The organism is Prauserella shujinwangii, from assembly GCF_003001955.1.
GTDB classification, from domain to species: domain Bacteria; phylum Actinomycetota; class Actinomycetes; order Mycobacteriales; family Pseudonocardiaceae; genus Qaidamihabitans; species Qaidamihabitans shujinwangii.
This window is the reverse complement of record NZ_PVNH01000011.1, coordinates 220,609-237,655: the sequence shown is the minus strand read 5'-3', so window position 1 is coordinate 237,655 and position 17,047 is coordinate 220,609. Positions and strand designations below refer to the sequence as shown.

General features: G+C 70.5%; 20 protein-coding genes. 6 read left to right on the top strand and 14 right to left on the bottom strand.

What is annotated here, in order from left to right; genetic code table 11:
• Window positions 1–41: 41 nt before the first annotated feature.
• Both B0I33_RS25300 and B0I33_RS25295 read right to left on the bottom strand, forming a co-directional pair.
• Window positions 42–1,226 (bottom strand): 4-hydroxybenzoate 3-monooxygenase, encoded by a 1,185-nt coding sequence (locus tag B0I33_RS25300; RefSeq protein ID WP_106181371.1) that lies wholly within the window; start codon window positions 1,224–1,226, stop codon window positions 42–44.
• Between the two features lie 101 nt (window positions 1,227–1,327).
• The gene (locus B0I33_RS25295; RefSeq protein WP_106181370.1) at window positions 1,328–2,137 is read right to left on the bottom strand and encodes an IclR family transcriptional regulator; all 810 of its coding nucleotides are present in this window, start codon (window positions 2,135–2,137) and stop codon (window positions 1,328–1,330) included.
• Between the two features lie 191 nt (window positions 2,138–2,328).
• Here B0I33_RS25295 and B0I33_RS25290 point away from each other — a divergent pair, with 191 nt between their 5' ends.
• Together B0I33_RS25290 and B0I33_RS25285 are read left to right on the top strand one after the other, a co-directional pair.
• Window positions 2,329–3,597 carry a TrkH family potassium uptake protein gene (locus B0I33_RS25290; protein ID WP_245901063.1) on the top strand — a complete coding sequence of 423 codons (1,269 nt, stop codon included), beginning with the start codon at window positions 2,329–2,331 and terminating at the stop codon, window positions 3,595–3,597.
• 19 nt (window positions 3,598–3,616) lie between these two features.
• Window positions 3,617–4,255 carry a potassium channel family protein gene (locus tag B0I33_RS25285; protein ID WP_106181368.1) on the top strand — a complete coding sequence of 213 codons (639 nt, stop codon included), beginning with the start codon at window positions 3,617–3,619 and terminating at the stop codon, window positions 4,253–4,255.
• 73 nt (window positions 4,256–4,328) lie between these two features.
• Here the strand turns inward: B0I33_RS25285 and B0I33_RS25280 are convergent, their stop codons facing one another.
• The 11 genes from B0I33_RS25280 to B0I33_RS25230 all read right to left on the bottom strand — a co-directional run bounded on the left by B0I33_RS25280 (window position 4,329) and on the right by B0I33_RS25230 (window position 14,138).
• On the bottom strand, window positions 4,329–5,450 hold the full coding sequence (locus B0I33_RS25280; protein ID WP_106181367.1) for a 5-methyltetrahydropteroyltriglutamate--homocysteine S-methyltransferase: 1,122 nt from the start codon (window positions 5,448–5,450) through the stop codon (window positions 4,329–4,331).
• A gap of 166 nt (window positions 5,451–5,616) precedes the next feature.
• Window positions 5,617–6,867, bottom strand: coding sequence for an ABC transporter substrate-binding protein (locus B0I33_RS25275; protein WP_106181366.1), 1,251 nt, complete (start codon window positions 6,865–6,867; stop codon window positions 5,617–5,619).
• 3 nt (window positions 6,868–6,870) lie between these two features.
• The gene (locus tag B0I33_RS25270; RefSeq protein WP_106181451.1) at window positions 6,871–7,956 is read right to left on the bottom strand and encodes a branched-chain amino acid ABC transporter permease; all 1,086 of its coding nucleotides are present in this window, start codon (window positions 7,954–7,956) and stop codon (window positions 6,871–6,873) included.
• A gap of 88 nt (window positions 7,957–8,044) precedes the next feature.
• Window positions 8,045–8,923 (bottom strand): branched-chain amino acid ABC transporter permease, encoded by an 879-nt coding sequence (locus B0I33_RS25265; RefSeq protein WP_106181365.1) that lies wholly within the window; start codon window positions 8,921–8,923, stop codon window positions 8,045–8,047.
• Window positions 8,923–9,705, bottom strand: coding sequence for an ABC transporter ATP-binding protein (locus tag B0I33_RS25260; RefSeq protein WP_106181364.1), 783 nt, complete (start codon window positions 9,703–9,705; stop codon window positions 8,923–8,925). Before B0I33_RS25260 ends, B0I33_RS25265 begins: the two co-directional genes overlap by 1 nt.
• Window positions 9,702–10,514, bottom strand: coding sequence for an ABC transporter ATP-binding protein (locus B0I33_RS25255; RefSeq protein ID WP_106181363.1), 813 nt, complete (start codon window positions 10,512–10,514; stop codon window positions 9,702–9,704). The genes B0I33_RS25260 and B0I33_RS25255 overlap by 4 nt, the downstream gene beginning before the upstream one ends.
• A gap of 175 nt (window positions 10,515–10,689) precedes the next feature.
• On the bottom strand, window positions 10,690–11,310 hold the full coding sequence (locus tag B0I33_RS25250; protein ID WP_106181362.1) for a response regulator: 621 nt from the start codon (window positions 11,308–11,310) through the stop codon (window positions 10,690–10,692).
• Window positions 11,307–12,485, bottom strand: coding sequence for a GAF domain-containing sensor histidine kinase (locus B0I33_RS25245; RefSeq protein WP_245901048.1), 1,179 nt, complete (start codon window positions 12,483–12,485; stop codon window positions 11,307–11,309). Before B0I33_RS25245 ends, B0I33_RS25250 begins: the two co-directional genes overlap by 4 nt.
• 373 nt (window positions 12,486–12,858) lie before the next feature.
• Window positions 12,859–13,194: a hypothetical protein gene (locus tag B0I33_RS25240; RefSeq protein ID WP_106181361.1), complete on the bottom strand. Its 336-nt coding sequence runs from the start codon at window positions 13,192–13,194 to the stop codon at window positions 12,859–12,861.
• A 27-nt stretch (window positions 13,195–13,221) separates the two neighbouring features.
• Window positions 13,222–13,698 carry a hypothetical protein gene (locus B0I33_RS30580; RefSeq protein ID WP_245901046.1) on the bottom strand — a complete coding sequence of 159 codons (477 nt, stop codon included), beginning with the start codon at window positions 13,696–13,698 and terminating at the stop codon, window positions 13,222–13,224.
• A 182-nt stretch (window positions 13,699–13,880) separates the two neighbouring features.
• On the bottom strand, window positions 13,881–14,138 hold the full coding sequence (locus B0I33_RS25230) for a hypothetical protein (protein ID WP_146147561.1): 258 nt from the start codon (window positions 14,136–14,138) through the stop codon (window positions 13,881–13,883).
• 153 nt (window positions 14,139–14,291) lie between these two features.
• Between B0I33_RS25230 and B0I33_RS25225 the strand changes: the two genes are divergently transcribed.
• The 3 genes from B0I33_RS25225 to B0I33_RS25215 are packed head-to-tail and all read left to right on the top strand — an operon-like array spanning window position 14,292 to window position 15,873.
• Window positions 14,292–14,507 (top strand): hypothetical protein, encoded by a 216-nt coding sequence (locus B0I33_RS25225; protein WP_106181359.1) that lies wholly within the window; start codon window positions 14,292–14,294, stop codon window positions 14,505–14,507.
• Window positions 14,504–15,019: a DUF6879 family protein gene (locus B0I33_RS25220; protein ID WP_106181358.1), complete on the top strand. Its 516-nt coding sequence runs from the start codon at window positions 14,504–14,506 to the stop codon at window positions 15,017–15,019. The genes B0I33_RS25225 and B0I33_RS25220 overlap by 4 nt, the downstream gene beginning before the upstream one ends.
• A 5-nt stretch (window positions 15,020–15,024) precedes the next feature.
• Window positions 15,025–15,873: a helix-turn-helix domain-containing protein gene (locus tag B0I33_RS25215; protein WP_245901061.1), complete on the top strand. Its 849-nt coding sequence runs from the start codon at window positions 15,025–15,027 to the stop codon at window positions 15,871–15,873.
• Here the strand turns inward: B0I33_RS25215 and B0I33_RS25210 are convergent.
• On the bottom strand, window positions 15,858–16,040 hold the full coding sequence (locus B0I33_RS25210; protein WP_146147560.1) for a hypothetical protein: 183 nt from the start codon (window positions 16,038–16,040) through the stop codon (window positions 15,858–15,860). The two genes, B0I33_RS25215 and B0I33_RS25210, sit on opposite strands and share 16 nt — an antisense overlap.
• 282 nt (window positions 16,041–16,322) lie before the next feature.
• Between B0I33_RS25210 and B0I33_RS25205 the strand changes: the two genes are divergently transcribed.
• A complete protein-coding gene (locus B0I33_RS25205) occupies window positions 16,323–17,042 on the top strand; it encodes an SIS domain-containing protein (protein WP_106181355.1) in 720 nt (239 codons plus the stop codon).
• Window positions 17,043–17,047 lie beyond the last annotated feature (5 nt).

The window sequence follows — 17,047 nt, the reverse complement described above, 5'->3', positions numbered from 1 at the left end:
TGAGAAACGTGGTTAGAACAACGTTTCTCACTCACGAGTGGCTACCAGTCGAAGGGCAGGCCCACGTAGTTCTCGGCGAGGCTGGTGGCGGCGGCGGTGGACGAGGCCACGTACCGCAGCTGCGACAGGTGCAGGCGCTCGGCGAACTCGTCGCCAGCGGGATCGCGGTGCAGCATCGACGTCATGAACCAGGAGAAGTGCTCGGCCCGCCACACCCGCCGCAGGCAGGTGTCCGAGTAGGACTCGGCGAGGCCGCTGTCGTTCCGCCGCACCAGCGGCGCGAGGGCGCGGGCGAGGTTGCGGACGTCGGCGACGGCCAGGTTCATCCCCTTGGCGCCGGTCGGCGGGACGATGTGGGCGGCGTCCCCGGCGAGGAACAACCTGCCGTACCGCATCGGCTCGACGACGAAGCTGCGCATCGGCGTGATGCTCTTCTCCAGGACCGGCCCGTCCCGCAGGACGAAGTCGGCCGAGCTGGTCTCCAGGCGGTGCCGCAGTTCCGTCCAGATCCGGTCGTCCGGCCAGTTCTCGATCGGCTCGCCGGGGTCGACCTGGAGGTAGAGCCGGGTGATCTCGGGTGAGCGCATGCTGTGCAGCGCGAACCCGCGCTCGTGCCGGGTGTAGATCAGCTCCTCGTGGGACGGCGGCGTGCGCGCGAGCACGCCGAGCCAGGCGTACGGGTACTGGTGGTCGTAGGTGCGCAGGGCGTCGCCGGGAATCGACGGCCTGCTGACGCCGTGGAAGCCGTCACAGCCCGCGATCGCCGCGCAGGTCAGCTCCCGCGCGTTGCCGCCCGCGTCGGTGTAGGTCACCCTCGGCCGCTCGGTGTCCAGATCGTGCAGTGCGACGCCGGACACCTCGAACTCCACCGGCAGCCCCTTGCCGACGTGCGCGGCGATCAGGTCCTTGACGATCTCCTGCTGGCCGTAGACGGTGATCGACTTCCCGGTGAGCTCGGTGAGCGCGATGCGGTGGTCCTCGCCGTCGAAACGCAGGGACAGCCCGTGGTGCGGCATCCCCTCCTCCTCGAGCCGGGCGCCGACGCCGATCTCGCGGAGCAGTTCGACGGTCGGTTGCTCGCACACCCCGGCCCGGACCCGCTGCTCGACGTACTCGCGGCTGCGCGTCTCGAGCACCACGGCGTCGATGCCCTCCAGGTGCAGCAGGTACGACAGCAGCAGTCCCGCGGGTCCCGCCCCGATGATGCCTACCTGGGTGTCGGTCACCGATTCCTCCCGTTCGTCCGCGCCGTTGCCCGGCCAGGGTGCGTCGCGAGGTCGTCCCCCGGCCACCACCCCTTCCGGCCAATGGAAGCCTTTGTCCACAGTCAGCGGCGTGGTCGGTGGGTCTCGCGGTGCGCGTCGTGGGCCACCCGGGTGGCTCGCGGTGCCCCGAGCACGCGGGAGATGCCCCTGGCGGCCGCGCGCACGGCGGGCACCAGGGACCGGGCGTCGGTCCCCTCCTTGGGCACCACGATCGAGATCGCGGCGCGCACCGTGTCGTCGGCCCCGTACACCGGCGCCGCCACCGAGATCACGTGCGGCTCGATCTGCCCGTCGCTGATCGCGAAGCCGTCCCGCCGCACGTCGGCCAGCGCCCTGCGCAGTGACTCCGGCGTGGCGAGGGTCCCCGGCGAGTACCGCTTCAGCGGCGCGGCGAGCACCTGTTCCTGCACCTCCGGCCGCGCGTAGGCCAGCAGTACCAGGCCGACGCCCGTCGCGTGCACGGGCAGCCTGCCACCGACCCGCGACTGGATCCGCACGGCGTTGCGCCCGGAGATCCGCTCCAGGTAGACCACCTCGGCGCCGTCCATCACCGCCAGCTGCACGTTCTGGTGCGTCGCCTCGTACAGGTCCTCCAGGAACGGCATCGCGCTCTCCCGCAGGCCGGGACCGTGCGGAGCGAGCGAGGCGACCTCCCACAACCACAGGCCGATCCGGTACCCGCCGCGCTCGTCCCGTTCGAGCGCGCCGCGGTCGGTGAGCTCGCGGACGAGCCGGTGGGCCGTCGACAACGGCAGCCCGGCCCGCCTGCTCAGCTCGGACAGCGTGAGCACAGGGCGGTCCGCGGAGAACGCGTCGAGCACGTCGAGCACGCGTCCCGTGACCGACGGTGACACCTGCGCGTTGTGCCGCATACCACTCACCCAACTGTGCGCTGGGGACGCCCGCAACCCCGCGACGGGCATACGCTGGCGAACCGTGATCCATGGAGCGCAGGGGGACCCGGGTGACGACTGACGTCGCGCGGGTGGTGCTGCGTCGGCTCCTGCCCAGCTGGCGGCATCCCGCACGGGTGGTGGTGACCGCGTTCGCGACCGTGATCGCGATGGGCACGTTGCTGTTGCTGCTGCCCGCCGCCGCGGAACCCGGTGCGCAGACCGGCTTCGTCACGGCGCTGTTCACCGCCACGTCCGCGGTCTGCGTCACGGGTCTGGTCGTCGTCGACACCCCGTCGCACTGGTCGACGTTCGGCGAGCTGGTGATCCTGGGCCTGATCCAGGTCGGCGGCCTCGGCATCATGACGATCGCCTCCCTGCTCGGGTTGCTCGTCGCCCGCCGGTTCGGGCTGCGCCTGCAACTGACCGCGCAGACCGAGACGAAGGCGCTGGACCTCGGCCAGGTGCGGCGCGTCGTCGCCGGTGTCGTGCTGATCAGCCTCGCGTTCGAGGCGGTCACGAGCGTGGTGCTGGCCGCGAGGCTGGGGCTGGCGTACGGCTACGACACCGGGCAGGCCGTCTACTTCGGCGTGTTCCACGCGATCTCGGCGTTCAACAACGCGGGGTTCGCGCTGTACCCGGACAGCCTGATGCGGTTCACCACCGATGCCTGGATCTGCCTGCCCATCATCGTCGCGGTAGTCGCGGGTGGACTCGGCTTCCCGGTGTGGGTGGAGATCTGGCGGCGGCGCCGGGGCCGCAAGCGCTGGTCGCTGCACGCGAAGATCACCCTGCTCACCACGACGGCCCTGCTCGTGGTCGGGACGGTCGCGATCTCGGCCGCCGAGTGGAACAACCCCGAGACGCTGGGCGGGCTCGGCATCGGCGGCAAGCTGCTCGCCGGGCTCACGCACGGGGTGATGCCCCGCACGGCGGGCTTCAACAGCCTCGACATCGGGCAGATGGAGTCGGGCGCCCTGTTCGTCAACGACATGCTGATGTTCATCGGCGGGGGCAGCGCGGGCACCGCGGGCGGTATCAAGGTGACGACGTTCGCCCTGCTCGCGTTCGTGATCCTCGCCGAGATCCGCGGCGAGCCGACCGTGCACGTCATGGGGCGCAGGCTGACCGCGAGCACCCAGCGACAGGCGTTGTCGGTGGCCCTGCTCAGCGTCGGGGCCGTGGTGACGGGAACGCTGCTCCTGCTGACCTTCACCCCGTTCGGTCTCGAGGCCGTCCTGTTCGAGGCGGTGTCGGCGTTCGGGACCGTGGGACTGTCCACAGGGATCACCGCGAACGTGTCGACGGCGGGCGAGCTCGTGCTGACGGCGCTGATGTTCCTCGGCAGGCTCGGCCCCATCACGCTCGCGTCGGCGCTCGCGCTGCGCGAGCGCACCCGGCGTTACGAACTACCGGAAGAGAGGCCGATCGTTGGCTAGTCGCAACAGGACTCATCGCGTGGTCGTGATCGGGCTCGGCCGGTTCGGCAGCTCGCTGGCGACCGAACTGACCAGGGGTGGCAGCGAGGTGCTCGGCATCGACCGCGATCCCAAGAGGGTGCAACGGTTCGCCGACGCGTTCACGCACACGGTCGCGGCCGACACCACCGACCCGGAGGCACTGCGGCAGCTCGGCGTGCCCGACTTCCGCAGGGCCGTGGTCGGCATCGGCAGCGACATCGAGGCGAGCATCCTCACCACGTCGCTGCTTTCGGAACTGGGCGTGCCCAACATCTGGGCGAAGGCGGTCAGCAGGCAGCACGGCCGGATCCTGGAGCGTGTGGGCGCGCACCACGTCGTGCTGCCGGAGCACGAGATGGGTGAGCGGGTGGCCCACCTCGTGACCGGCCGCATGCTGGACTACATAGAGTTCGAGGACGACTACGCGATCGTCAAGACGACCGCGCCCGTGGAGGCCATCGGCAAGGCACTCGGCGAGACGAAGTTGCGCGGCAAGTACGGCGTCACGGTGGTGGGGATCAAGCGCGCCGGACAGGGCTTCACCTACGCCACCGCGGAGACCGTGGTGCACCCCGACGACATCCTCGTCGTGGCGGGCCGTCGCGAGGACGTCGAGGAGTTCGCCGACCTCACCTGAGGAGTCATGCGTGGCTCGTTACTGGCGAAATTCGTCAGTAACGAGCCACTCATGACATGCGGACGTGCGCGGATCAGCCCCAGACCTTGGCTGCCGTCTCGACGATGCGTTCGAGCTTGCGGACCTGCTGCTCCTCGGTGAGGTCGTTGCCCTCCTCGGTCGAGGAGAACCCGCACTGCGGGGAGAGGCACAGCTGGTCGATGTCGACGTACTTGGCGGCCTGCTCGATGCGCCGCTCCAGCGTCTCCATCGGTTCCAGCTCGCCCCGCTTGGTGGTGACGAGCCCGAGCACCACGTACTTGCCCTTCGGCACGAACCGCAGCGGCTCGAAGCCGCCGGAGCGCTCGTCGTCGAACTCCAGGAAGAAGCCGTCCACGTTCAGCTCGTTGAACAGTGCCTCCGCGACGAAGTCGTAGCTGCCCTCGGCGGCCCACGACGAGCGGAAGTTGCCCCGGCACAGGTGCGTGGTGATCGCCATGCCCTCCGGCTTGGCCTCGATCGCGGCGTTCATCGTCTTGATGTTGCGCAGGTGCAGCGTCTCCGGGTCGCCGCCCATGCGCGCCACCAGCTCGCGCTGCTTCGGGTCGTTGAGGTAGGCAAGGCTGGTGTCGTCGAGCTGGAGGTAGGTGCAGCCGAGCGCACCCATGCCCTTGATCTGGTCGGCGTACGCGGCGGCGAGGTCGGTGAAGAAGTCCTCGAGGTCGGGATACACCTGCTCGTCGACGGCGGCCCGGCCGCCCCGGTAGTAGACCATGCTCGGCGACGGGATCGTCTGCTTGGGAGTGACGCCGCTGTCCACAACGGACTTCAGGTACGCGAAGTGGTCGCCGAAGATGGTCTTGTTCAGCCGCACCTTCCCGTCGACCTGCAATCCGGGCGGGCTGAACTCCAGGTCGCCCGCGGCGTTGTGGAACTTGACGTGCAGCCGCTCGTCGCTCTGCGACACGCCACCGAGCTGGTAGATGAAGTCCATGTGCCACGACGCCCGGCGGAACTCGCCGTCGGTGGCGGACCGCAGGCCGGCCTTGCGCTGCAGCTCGACGACGCCGCGGATGGCCCTGTCCTCCACCTCCCGCAGCTCGCCGGGAGTGATCGTGCCCTGTGCGGCCTTCTCCCTGGCCGCACGGAGCTCGGCGGGCCGGAGCAGGCTGCCTACGTGGTCTGCGCGGAACGGAGGTGTCGAACGCTGACTCATTGCCGAATACTCACATGTCGCGCTGAGCACCATCAATACGCGGGCGAAATCCTTCCAAACACTGAAAAGGGGCTTGCGCTCGTGCCCCGCGGCAGTGAAGGCCACCTTCAGTGCGTTCAACGCACTGGAGGTGGCCTTCACTGCCCACAGGTGACCCGCGGATCGCTCAGCCCTCGTGCGGGGCCTGGTAGGTCTTCGCGTCCTCGGACACGAACAGCTCCTTGACGTACTTCATGCCACCGGGCACCGACTTGTCCGGCTGCGCGACGTAGACCTGCCGCGTCGCGGGCGCGCCGGGCTTCGAGAAGTCCAGCGGCGCCACGAGGTCACCGGTCTCGGCGGATGTCGTCTGCTGCAGCGCCTCGTGCACTCCCGACCGCGTGAGGTCGCCGTTGTCACACGCCTTCCGCAGCACCGTGCCCCACACTTCGGCCACCGCGTAGCCGTACGGGACACCGGCGTTCGGCGGCTCCGTGAAGCCAGCCTCCTCGTACTTCCTGGCCACCTCCTGCATCTTGGGGATGTCGGCGGAGAACGGCACGCTGCTCGCCACGACGTACAGGTTGTCGAGCGCGCCCGCGGCCGGGCTGTTGTGCAGCAGCGGGTCGAACGTCGGGTTGTTGCCGAGGATCGGGACGTTCAGCCCGAGTGCCTTGTTGGCCGCCGCGACCGAACCCGTCTGGGTCGGGGTGGTGGTCAGCAGGATGGCCTTCACCCCCTGGCCACGCAGGCCGGTGACGACGTTGGTGAGGTCGTTGTCGCTGGAGGTGATCTTGACCTCGCGCAGCTTCAGGTTGTGCTGCTTGGCGTAGTACCGCGCGCCGCGCAGGCCGTTGAAGCCGTACTCGCCGTCGATGTAGATGTGCCCGACCGTGTCGCCGTCGGCGATCATGCCCTGCTCCTGCAGGTACGACAGCCCGTCGATCATCTCCACGTCGTAGGTGGTGCCGACGATCATCAGGTACGGGTTGTCGAGCAGTTCGGACGACCACGACGCGGGCGTGGTGGTCATCTCGTCGCCCTCGAGGTCACTGTTCAGCGCCGCCGTCACCGGGGAGCCGACCAGCTGCACCATGCCGAGCACCTTCGGTTCCAGCTGCGGGTACAGGGTCTTCGCGGTGTCCGCCTTGTAGCCGTGGTCGACGATCTCCAGCTTGATCTCCCGGTCGCAGACGCCGCCCTGGGCGTTGACGTCCTCCACCCACAGCTCGTTGCCGTGGGTGATCCCGGTCGACAGGTTCTTGAACGGGCCCGTCTGGTCGGTCATCACGCCGAGGGTGATCGTGGAGTCCGTGACCCCGACGCCGGTCCGCACGCCCCCGGCGCCCTCGCCCCCTTCGTCTCCGCCCCCGCCCTTGGTGCCGCAGGACGCCAGCACGAGTGCCGACGCGCACGCGACCACTGTCCATCGCCTCATGTCTCATTCCCTTCCACGCGCTGGGTTGCTCAGGCGGCCCGCGATCCTGCGGCCGATCGCCGCCAGGCCGCCGGGCTCGAACAGCACGACGAGGATGATCGCCGCGCCGTACACGAACGAACTGATCAAGACGGGGGTGAAGGCACCCTCGCCGGTCCCGGTGAACCAGCCGAGCTTCGTCGAGTAGAGCGCGAGCACCTGGGGCAGCCCGTTCACGACCACCGCGCCCACGAGCGCCCCCGGCACCGAGCCGAGCCCGCCGATGATCACCATCGCGAGGAACGCGATGGAGACGTTGATGCCGTAGGTGCCGAACTCGCTCTCGTCGGGCTTGAGGATGTCGAACCAGAGCACGGTCATCACCCCGGCGAGACCCGCGTAGGCGGAGGAGACGGCGAACGCTCCCGCCTTGGCCCTGGCCACGCTCACGCCCATCACCGCGGCCGCGGCCTCGTTGTCCCGCACGGCGCGCCACGACCTGCCGACCCGGCTGCGCACGGCCCCGAGCGCCAGCAGGAACGCGATCAGCAGGAGCCCGAGGAACAGGTACCAGACCCGCTCCGACTGCCGGAACGGGACGCCGAGGATCTCCAGGTCGCCCTCGTTCGAGAACTCGAAACCGAACAGGGAGAACGGCTCGGGGGCACGGCCGGTCGACGTCCCGCCGGTGAGGCCTTCCGCGGCCTGTCCGAAGTAGAGCCCGAGGAACACCAGTGCCAGCGAGGCCACGCCGAGGTAGATGCCGCGCAACCGGCCCGCGACCGGAGCGAACGCGATGCCGAGCAGCGCGGTGATCGCGACGGCCCCGAGCAGCGCGAGCAGCGGCGGCAGGTTGAACCCCACCAGGTTCCGCTCGCCTTCCTGGCCACCGGCGAGCACGGTGTACGCGGTGCCACCGGCGAGCAGGAAGAACGCGTGCGCGAGCGACAGCTGGCCCGCCTGCCCGGTGAGCAGGGTCAGGCCGATGGCGCCGACCGCACCGACCATCATGTACTCGCCCGCGCGCAACCACTGCGCTTCCAGGTACAGCGGCAGCGCGAGCAGGACGATCAGCAGGGCCAGCCACAGCAGGGCTCGCACCCACCACATCGGACCGCGGGCGCGCACCGGTCGCGGGCGTGGGTCCGGCCGCTCCGGTGGGGACTCCGCGACGGTCGTCGCGCTCGTCGTGCTGGACTCAGACACGGGTACTCTCCCTCGTCCCGAACAACCCCGACGGCCGGACGACCAGCACGACCAGCATCACGAGGAACACGGCGCTCTTGGCGAAGGCGAACGACACGTAGTGCGTGGAGAGGGCGTCCACCAGGCCCACGGTGAGCCCCCCGACGATCGCGCCCGCGGTGGAGTCGAGCCCGCCGAGGATCGCCGCGGGGAAGGCAGCCAGCGCGATCGAATGGGTGCCCCGGGACAACCCGGCACCCGAGAAGTCCTGGGTGGCGATGAACAGCACCGCCACGCCCGCGAGCAGGCCCGCGACGAGCCACGCGGTCGCCGTGACCCGCGAGCTGCGGATGCCCACGAGGGCGGCCGCCTCCTTGTTCTCCGCCTGCGCCCGCATGGCCACGCCCCAGTTGGAGTACCGGAAGGCGATGAAGAACGCGGTGATCAGCACGGTCGCGACGACCATCGCCACCAGGTGCGTGCGGAACAGCGTCACCCCGCCCACCTGCACCGGCTGCGCGTCCCACGCGTCGCCGATGAACGGCAGCGAGACACCGAGCCTGCGCACGATCTCTTCGGTGATGATCACGTCGACACCGATGGTGAGCAGGGCGAGGCTGAACGGATCGGCGAGCCGGGATCTCGACAGCAGCAACCGTTCCACAAGCAGGGCCAGCACTCCGGCGCTGACCACACCGAGCACGGCCGCCCCGGCCCAGCCGAGCGTCTCCCGCGTGGCCACGACGAGGTAACCACCGAACAGCACGAGGGAGCCGTGGGCGAAGTTCACCACCTCCGTGGCCTTGAAGATCACCACGAAACCCAGTGCCAGCAACGCGAACACGGCGCCCTTGCCGAAGCCGTTCACCACCAGCTGAACGAACGTCTCCACTACGCGTTCTCCTTGTGGTCGGTACCGAGGTACGCCCGCACGACCTCGGGGTCGGCCTGCACCTCGGCGGGCGTGCCGTCGGCGATCAGCCGGCCGAAGTCGAGCACGCTGACCCGGTCGGCGATGCCCATCACGAGTCCCATGTCGTGCTCCACCAGCAGGATCGAGATGCCCAGTTCGGCGCGGATCTCGTGGATGGTGTGCGCGAGTTCGGCGGTCTCGGCCGCGTTCATGCCCGCCGCGGGCTCGTCCAGCAGCAGCAGCGCGGGTTCGACGGCGAGCGCGCGGGCGATGTCGACCCGCTTCACCGCGCCGTACGGCAACGCGCCGACCGGGGTGTGCAGCACGTCGCCGATGCCGAGGAACTCGCAGATCTCGGCGGCCCGCTCGGCGTGCCTGCGCTCGGTGCGGGTGATCCACGGCAGCCGCAGCCCGCACTCCAGGAAGCCACCCCTGGTCAGGGCGAACCTGCCGAGCATGACGTTGTCGAGCACGGTCGAATGCGACGACAACGCGGCGTTCTGGAACGACCGGCCGATGCCGAGCCGGGCGAGCCGGTTGGGGCGCTGGCGGGTCAGCTCGACGTCGCCGAAGAACACCCGTCCCTCGCTGGCCCGGTACAGCCCGCAGATCACGTTGAAGCAACTCGACTTGCCCGCGCCGTTGGGGCCGATCAGCGCGTGCAGCGAGCCCGGCTGGACGTCGAAGGACACGGAGTCGAGCGCCCGCAGGCCGCCGAAGCGCAGGGTGACGTTCTCGACGCGCAGCTCGGCGGGGGTCATCCGGTCCACCTCGACAGGCCCCTGGCACCGACCCGCTGCCTGCGGGCGAGGGCGGCCTCCTCCTCGGCCGCGGTGTCCGACTCGGCGTGGCCGCCGAGGTAGAGCCGCTGCACCTCCTCGCTGGCGGAGAGCTCCGCGGCGGAACCGGCCAGCGCCACCGTGCCGGTCTCCAGCACCACCGCCTGGTCGGCCACCTGCAGGGCCATCACGGCGTTCTGCTCGACGAGGACCACGGCGGTGCCCTGCTGGTGGATCTCCCGGATGATCCCGGCGATGCGCTCGACGATCTTCGGAGCCAGTCCCAGCGAGGGTTCGTCGAGCAGCAGCAGCTTCGGTCCGGCCATCAGGGCCCTGCCGATGGCCAGCATCTGCTGCTCGCCACCGGAGAGCAGGCCCGCGCGCTGCCTCGCGCGCTCGGCGAGCACGGGGAACAGCTCGTGCACCCGCTCCCGCGCCCGCGCCCGGTCTTCGGCGGAGCGGGCGCCGATGCCGCCTGCCCGCAGGTTCTCGTCGACGGACATCCTGGCGAAGATCTGCCTGCCTTCGGGCACGCCGACCACGCCGAGTCCCACGATCGCCGCGGGGTCCAGCCTGTCGATGCGGCGCTCGCCGTAGCGCACCTCGCCGCCGGAGACGGTGCCCCGGTGCAGCCGGAGCGTGCCCGAGATCGTGCGGAGCAGGGTGGACTTTCCCGCGCCGTTGCTGCCGAGCACGGCGAGCACGCCGTCGTCGGGAACGTCGAGGTCGATGCCGTGCAGGGCGGCCACCGAGCGGCCGTACCGTACGTGCAGGTTCCGGACCGTCAACACAGCGTGTCCTTGGATGACCCAACCGTGCGCACTCAACCTCCTCGGTCGTGTGACTGGCGTCACTGCCAGTGGCGGCTATCTTGAGTCGCCGCACGCACGCGGGCCACCCCCACTTGGAGAGGTAGCCGGTGAGTGACGACCAGTGCGCCGACCGCGTTGGCCGGTCACGGCGCGGTCAGAGCAGGCCCGCCTCGCTCGCCTTGCCGATCGCCTCGACCCGGTTGCGGGCGCCGAGCTTGTGCAGCGCCGACTGCAGGTAGGTCTTGACCGTGTTCCTGGTCAGCCCGGTGGCCTCGGCGATCTCGGGATTCGTCCTGCCCTGCGCCGCCAGCCGCAGCACCTCGTACTCGCGCCGGGTGAGCCCGCTGCGCGCGAGCGCGTCGGAGCGCTGCCCGTCGTCCGGCAGGATCCGCGGGTCCACCACCCGCTCCCCGCGCAGCACCCTTCGCATCGCCGAGACGAGGTCGGTGCCCGCGACGTCCTTGAGCAGGCAGCCGTTGGCACCGGCCTCCAGCGCCGCCACGACGCCCTGGTGGTCACCGTGCGCGGTGAAGACGACGATCCGGGCGGCCGGGTACTCCTGCCGCAGCCCGGAGATCACCTCGGGCGCGAGCATGTCGGGCAGTCGCAGGTCGAGCAGCACGATGTCGGGCCGCCAGACCGACACCTGCTCGATGGCCGCGCGCCCGGACTCGACCGAGCCGATGATGCGCAGGTTCGGGTCGGACCGCAGCAGCATCATCACGCCGTCCCGGACGACCGGATGGTCGTCGACGACCATGACCTTCGCACTCATGCCGGGTGCTCGACATCCGGCACCCAGGCCCGCAGGGTGCAGCCGCCGTCCTCGTCGCGGACCAGGCTGACCCGGCCACCCAGCCGGGCGGCCCGCTCCGCGAGCGTGCGCACGCCCATCCCCGTGCTCGGCCCGGTCCCGTCCGGCTCGCCGTTGCCGTCGTCGGCGACGACCACCTGCACCCCGCCGTCGCACGGTCCCAGGCTGACCACCACCGAGTAGGCGCGGGCGTGCTTCTCCACGTTGAGCAGTCCCTCCCGGACGACGGCGACGAGCAGCCGGGTGCGCTCGACGTCCATCGGCGGCACGTCCGCGAGCTGGACGAACCGGGCGGGCACGCCGCACCGGGCCTCGAACGAGCGCGTGTGCTCGGCGAGCTCCACCGGCAGCGCGCGTTCGGGCGTGGTCTCGGACAGCGCGAGCAAGGACTCCCGCAGCGCGCTGGAGGCGGCGGACACGTCCGACTCCAGCCGCCGGAGCCTGCTGTCGAGCGCGGGGTTGTCGCGGATCGCCTCGTGCAGGTCGCGGACCTGGACCCCGATCGAGAACAGCAGCGCGCCGACCGAATCGTGCAGGGCGCTCTGCATGCGCTGCCGCTCGGCGGTGACCGCGTCCTCCCTCGCCGACTCCGCGCAGCCCGCGATGTGCAACGCGGTGGCGGCCTGCTCGGCGATGTGTTCCAGACGCCGCACGGCGTCGTCGCCGAAGTCCGCGGTGTGCCGCATGGCGGCGTAGGCGATGGCGACCGTCCGCTCGTCGCCGCCGTGCCTGCTGATGATCGGCACGGCCAGCATCGCGCCCAGTCCCTCGCCGCGCACCTGCGCGTCGAACTGGTGCGTGATGGCGGGGGAGCTGACGTAGTCGCTGACCCGGACCGGCTTGCCGAGCGCGAGCACCCGGCCGCCGATGCCCTGCCCGACCGGCACGATGAGGTTCTGCAGCTCGCTGGTCCTGGTACCGGACAGCCAGCGGATCACCGCCTGCTCGGGACCGTCGATGTCGGCCACGAAGCCGGAGTCGGTGCCGACACTCTCGCGGATGAGCCGGGCGGTCCCGTGCAGGGCGACCACCCGGTCGAGCACGGTGAGCAGGCCGTCGCGCTCGCGCAGCAACGCGTCGAGCGCGTTGACGTGCTCGACGGCTCGCTCCGTTGCGCTCCGCTGTTCGGCGGCCACGGGCCAACTCTGGCACATCGGGCGCCGCACGCGGTATCCCCTGCTGGAGAGGGCCGTGCGGGTAGCGGCCACACCGCCGGGCCGGCGGCCCCGCGCGCCGTCAGCAGGCGCTAAATGGGGGGAGCGAAGCCGGGCAGCCGCCCGCGGCCGCGGTAGCGTTCGCAGGTGGGGCAGGGCTTCGCCGCCATCTTCGTCATCGCCTGCCCGTCGTGACCACGAGCGTCGGCACCCACTTGAGGCCCTCGCCACCGCAGTCGTGGCACAGCGTGCTGATCGGCCCGCGCGGCTGCCCGTCGTCCCGCTCATCGGTCACGATGGTCGTCCCACGATCTGACCCGACCACTCGACGGTCTCCATGCCCCGCGCGCTTCACCTACTGGGTGCCGGACCCGTGGCAAGCCGGGCATGTGCAGATCTGGCGGTCGTCCGACGTCTTGGCCATGGTCTCACCTTCCGCAGGTTCGTCACCGCCGGAAGCCCTCAGGCGGGCGGGAAGGCCGAACGCGGACCGGACGGCCGCGTCGATACCGCGAGTATCGACGCCGCCCTCGGCCGCCTCGCACAGCCCCAGCTCCAGCAGGTGGAAACCCCGCTGACGCAGCACCTGCCGCGCATGCTGCTCGTCCGCGTCCTTGCCGGCGTAGAGCCGCTCCGCATCGACGTTCACCGCGTGGTTGACGCGCCGCACCATCTCCTCGGCCGCTGCCACTGTCCTCTCCTTTCTCGCGTGTGCTGTTCAGAGCCGTCTCAGGGCCCGTGCCACTCCGGCCAGGAACGCGGGTTCGCGCTCCGGCGGTCGCAGCCGCCAGGTCATGTCCGGCTCGTCAAGGTCTTGTGCGGGCCAGATCGGCCCGGTCGCGGGCAGCCGCTCAGTCGGTTCGGCATCGTGCGGCCACACGGGCAGCGGCACGGTCGGCGGCTCAGTCACGGAACAGCCACGCGATGACCAGCAGCCCGATGACGCCCAGCGACCCAGAACCACTCCGGCCCCGTCACGGCTCGATCGCGCGCCCTCGATGACGCGTCCCTCGAGCTCGTCGGCGCGGGCCTGCATCTCCTGCCCGAGCGCCAAGAGCGCCTCCCCCAGTGCGTGGCAGCCGCCGGCGGGAAGCTCGCCGCCGTCCTGTCCGTCGAGCAGCGTCACGGTCAGCCGACCGAGCTGTGTGTTCACGGTCATCAGCCGGGCGAGGAGGTCACGGTCGCGGGCGATCATCAGCCACCTCCTCGACCTCGTCCTCGTCGTCGAGGGGCCCGTCGCCGTCCAGGTCATAGACCCGGCCCCGGCTGTCGCGTAGCCAGCTCATGGGCAGAACCACCCTGCGAACAGGCTGACACCGAGGCGGCCGACGAGGGCCAGGGTCGCGAGGACGAGCACCAGGAGTACGCGGTTTGTCATCAGCGCGCTCCCGCTTTCGCTGGCGTGCCGCCGGCGAGCCACGCGCAGGTCTGGCACCGGATGGGCCCGACCAGGTGGGAATCGATCCGGCACGGCCAGACCAGCCAGCCGCAGCGCGTCCGGAAGAACGTCGCTCCCGCATCGTCGATGCGCACCTCGACGATGAGGTGCTGCTGCTGCCCGGCGGTCAACCACTCGGGAGCCTTCCGCGTGCCCACGCGGTCATCATCCGCCTGACGGAACAGCAATTCAAGCAATCACAGCAATATCAGCACAGTGATACACGGACGGAGTAGCGCTGTTGCCGCTGCGTGCCTGCCTTCAGCGGGCTTGTCACACGGCTGTACGTTGCCGTTGTGCTCGGATTGCGCCGACGATGTGGGGCGTACCGCTCATCCGAGGAGGACCCAATGCGAGTGACGTTCCTGGGCACCACGTCCGATGAGGGCAACTGCCCGACCGTCTACGAGACCGACCGCGACACCTTCCTGGTGCAAGGCGACATCGTTACCGACCCGGAGGCGCTCGCCGTGCTGCGGAAGCGCGGCAACGGCGTCCCCGAACACGAGACCGTCGTCGAGATTCCGAAGGCGCTGGCCCGGTTCCTGCCGCGGGAGGACGAATGAGCCCGAGCGACGAGCTGAATGAGCTGTTCCGCCGCTTCCGGCGCAGCGCCTGGCGGTGGGAGTGCCAGGGCGACTACGCGGTTGACGAGGCCAAGCTGCAGCGGTGGCGCGACGGGCTACCGCCGGATCTCGAAGCCAAGCGGCCGTGGCTCGACTTCATTCGCGACCTCACCGCGACCGGGAAGTCGTGGCAGCGGGTGCGCATGCTCACCGAGCCGCTCACCGAATACCTCCGGTGGCTGATCGAGCAGACCCAGGTCAACATCGACGCGGGCGAGGACATCCGGTGGATCCCGCAGCGCCAGGCCGTCGAGCTGGGTATGCCCGGCTACGACTTCTACCTGTTCGACGACGAGCTCGTCGCGATCATGCGCTTCGGCGAGGATCGGCTGCTGCGCGAACTCGAAGTGAGCGGTGACCCGCAGGTCGTCGCGACGCACCGGGCCTACCGCGATACGGTCTGGCCGCACGCGATCCGGCACACCGACTACCACGCCCCGAGTAGCCCTTGAACGAAGTGAATCCCCGTCGCCTCGCGCTCGGCGACGAACTCCGACTGCTTCGCGAGTCCGCTGGCCTGTCCGGCAAACGGCTCGCGGAGCAGCTCGGTTGGCCGGCCTCGAAGGTCAGCCGAATCGAGCGCGCCCGCCAGGCCGTCACCGACTCCGACCTCGTCGCGGTCGCCGCCGCGCTCACCCTCGACAGCGTGCAGCTCGCCCAGCTGCGCGACGAACTCCGTGCGATCCGGTTGGAAGAGGCACGCTGGAGCCGCCAACTCCGTGCCGGGCATCGGCCCGTGCAGGACGTGGTCGCGGTGGCCGAACGGGACGCGCGCCGCATCCGCGGATTCTCGATCACGCTGGTACCCGGCCTCCTGCAAACGGCCGAGTACGCACGCCACGTGTTCACCTCGCTCGCCGAGATGCACGAGTCACCCCGCGACACCGAAGACGCCGTGCGGGCCCGGATGGAGCGCCAGCAGGTGCTCTACGACGAGACCAAGACGATCGAACTGCTGATGACCGAAGCCGCACTGTGGTTTCCGGCTGCGCCGTCGTCGGTGATGCTCGCGCAGATCGATCGCCTGATCACCCTGCAGGGACTCCCTGCCCTGCGCCTCGGCATCATCCCGCTCGGCGCACAGCTCCCAGCGGGGATCACGCACAACTTCGTCATGAAAGACGACGTGGTCACCATCGAGCTGATCACCACCGAACTGGCCACCCGCGCCCCCGAAGATGTCCAGCTGTTCGAGCGATACCTCGACCGGCTCTGGTCGGTCGCCGCCGAGGGCGACGACGCCCGCGCCATCCTGACTCGTGCAGCTCGGCAGGTGGCCGACGCTGCCGATCACTCGACCCGATAGGCGATGAGCCGCCGTGCGCCGTCGAGATCCGGTTCGGTGCAGCCGACGCCGTGCTCGGCCGCGTGCCGCCGGCGAGCCGCTGCTGGGTGAGCAGGCGACCCAACGGCCAGCAGCTCGACCTCGCCTGCGCGGAGCTGGCCTTCGGTGACCCGCACGGGCTCGCGCATCCCGACCGACACCCGCGTAGGGCCCGGCTCCGGCGGGCACAGCCCTGGACGTACCACTGGAGCACGCGCCCGGAGGGACCGATTCCGGTGAGGGCTTCGCCGCGGGCGATCTCGCCCCAGCGCGACGGTGGAGCCCTCGGCGTCGGGTGACGGTCACGGCGGGATCCGGGAAGAGGTCGGGGTAGCCCCGACGCCTCAGCAGCGACGCCAACCGGCGGATTGGTCTGGACAAATTTGGCCTGCCGCTCTAGCGTGTCGGTGCCGAACGGGAGGAGTGCGGGGATGCGGGACGCCGTCCGGGCGTTGCTCGACGACATCGACAACAGGCGCGACACGATCACCGAGGCGGCGGACCTGATGCTGACCGCCGTCGACGGCGGCGGCCTGGTCCACGCGGCGGGAGCGGGGCACTCGCTCGCGATGGTGTGCGAGACCTTCTACCGCGCGGGCGGGCTGGCGGCGGTCCGGCCGCTGTGGGATCCGGAGATCCTGCCGCTGGCCGGTGCGCGGCGCAGCTCCGTCGCCGAGCGGGAGCCCGGCCGTGGTCGTGCCGTCGTCGCCGCGGCCGCCCCCACCCCATCCGACGTGGTGGTCGTCTTCTCGACCAGCGGGCGCAACCCGTACCCGGTCGAGGTGGCACAGGAGGCGCTGGCGCGGAAGGTCCCGGTGATCGCCGTGACCTCACTGCCCGCCTCGGCGGCGGCGAGCGACCGCACCGGCACCCGCCTCGCCGACCACGCCACCGTCGTGCTCGACACCGGCGTGCCGCCCGGCGACGTGGCACATCCCGCCGACGAGCCGCGCACGTCGGCGGTCTCCACCATCCTGTGTTCGTACCTGTGGTCGCTGCTGCTCGCGGAACTGACCGACCTCGCCACCGCGCGCGGCACCAAGCTGCCGTTGTGGACCAGCTCGAACGTGCCGGGTGGCGACGAGCACAACGCCGAGCTCATGGCGCGCTACGGCGACCGTATTCCGGAACTCACAGGCCCCCCGGCTTGACCCGG

What these genes read in the sequence shown, in the direction of transcription:
- B0I33_RS25295 (WP_106181370.1), bottom strand. Translation starts at nt 2,137, where the DNA reads ATGCGGCACAACGCGCAGGTGTCACCGTCGGTCACGGGACGCGTGCTC.
- B0I33_RS25290 (WP_245901063.1), top strand. Translation starts at nt 2,329, where the DNA reads ATGGGCACGTTGCTGTTGCTGCTGCCCGCCGCCGCGGAACCCGGTGCG.
- B0I33_RS25280 (WP_106181367.1), bottom strand. Translation starts at nt 5,450, where the DNA reads ATGAGTCAGCGTTCGACACCTCCGTTCCGCGCAGACCACGTAGGCAGC.
- B0I33_RS25275 (WP_106181366.1), bottom strand. Translation starts at nt 6,867, where the DNA reads ATGAGGCGATGGACAGTGGTCGCGTGCGCGTCGGCACTCGTGCTGGCG.
- B0I33_RS25270 (WP_106181451.1), bottom strand. Translation starts at nt 7,956, where the DNA reads ATGTGGTGGGTGCGAGCCCTGCTGTGGCTGGCCCTGCTGATCGTCCTG.
- B0I33_RS25260 (WP_106181364.1), bottom strand. Translation starts at nt 9,705, where the DNA reads ATGACCCCCGCCGAGCTGCGCGTCGAGAACGTCACCCTGCGCTTCGGC.
- B0I33_RS25250 (WP_106181362.1), bottom strand. Translation starts at nt 11,310, where the DNA reads ATGAGTGCGAAGGTCATGGTCGTCGACGACCATCCGGTCGTCCGGGAC.
- B0I33_RS30580 (WP_245901046.1), bottom strand. Translation starts at nt 13,698, where the DNA reads ATGATCGCCCGCGACCGTGACCTCCTCGCCCGGCTGATGACCGTGAAC.
- B0I33_RS25225 (WP_106181359.1), top strand. Translation starts at nt 14,292, where the DNA reads ATGCGAGTGACGTTCCTGGGCACCACGTCCGATGAGGGCAACTGCCCG.
- B0I33_RS25220 (WP_106181358.1), top strand. Translation starts at nt 14,504, where the DNA reads ATGAGCCCGAGCGACGAGCTGAATGAGCTGTTCCGCCGCTTCCGGCGC.
- B0I33_RS25210 (WP_146147560.1), bottom strand. Translation starts at nt 16,040, where the DNA reads ATGCGCGAGCCCGTGCGGGTCACCGAAGGCCAGCTCCGCGCAGGCGAG.
- B0I33_RS25205 (WP_106181355.1), top strand. Translation starts at nt 16,323, where the DNA reads ATGCGGGACGCCGTCCGGGCGTTGCTCGACGACATCGACAACAGGCGC.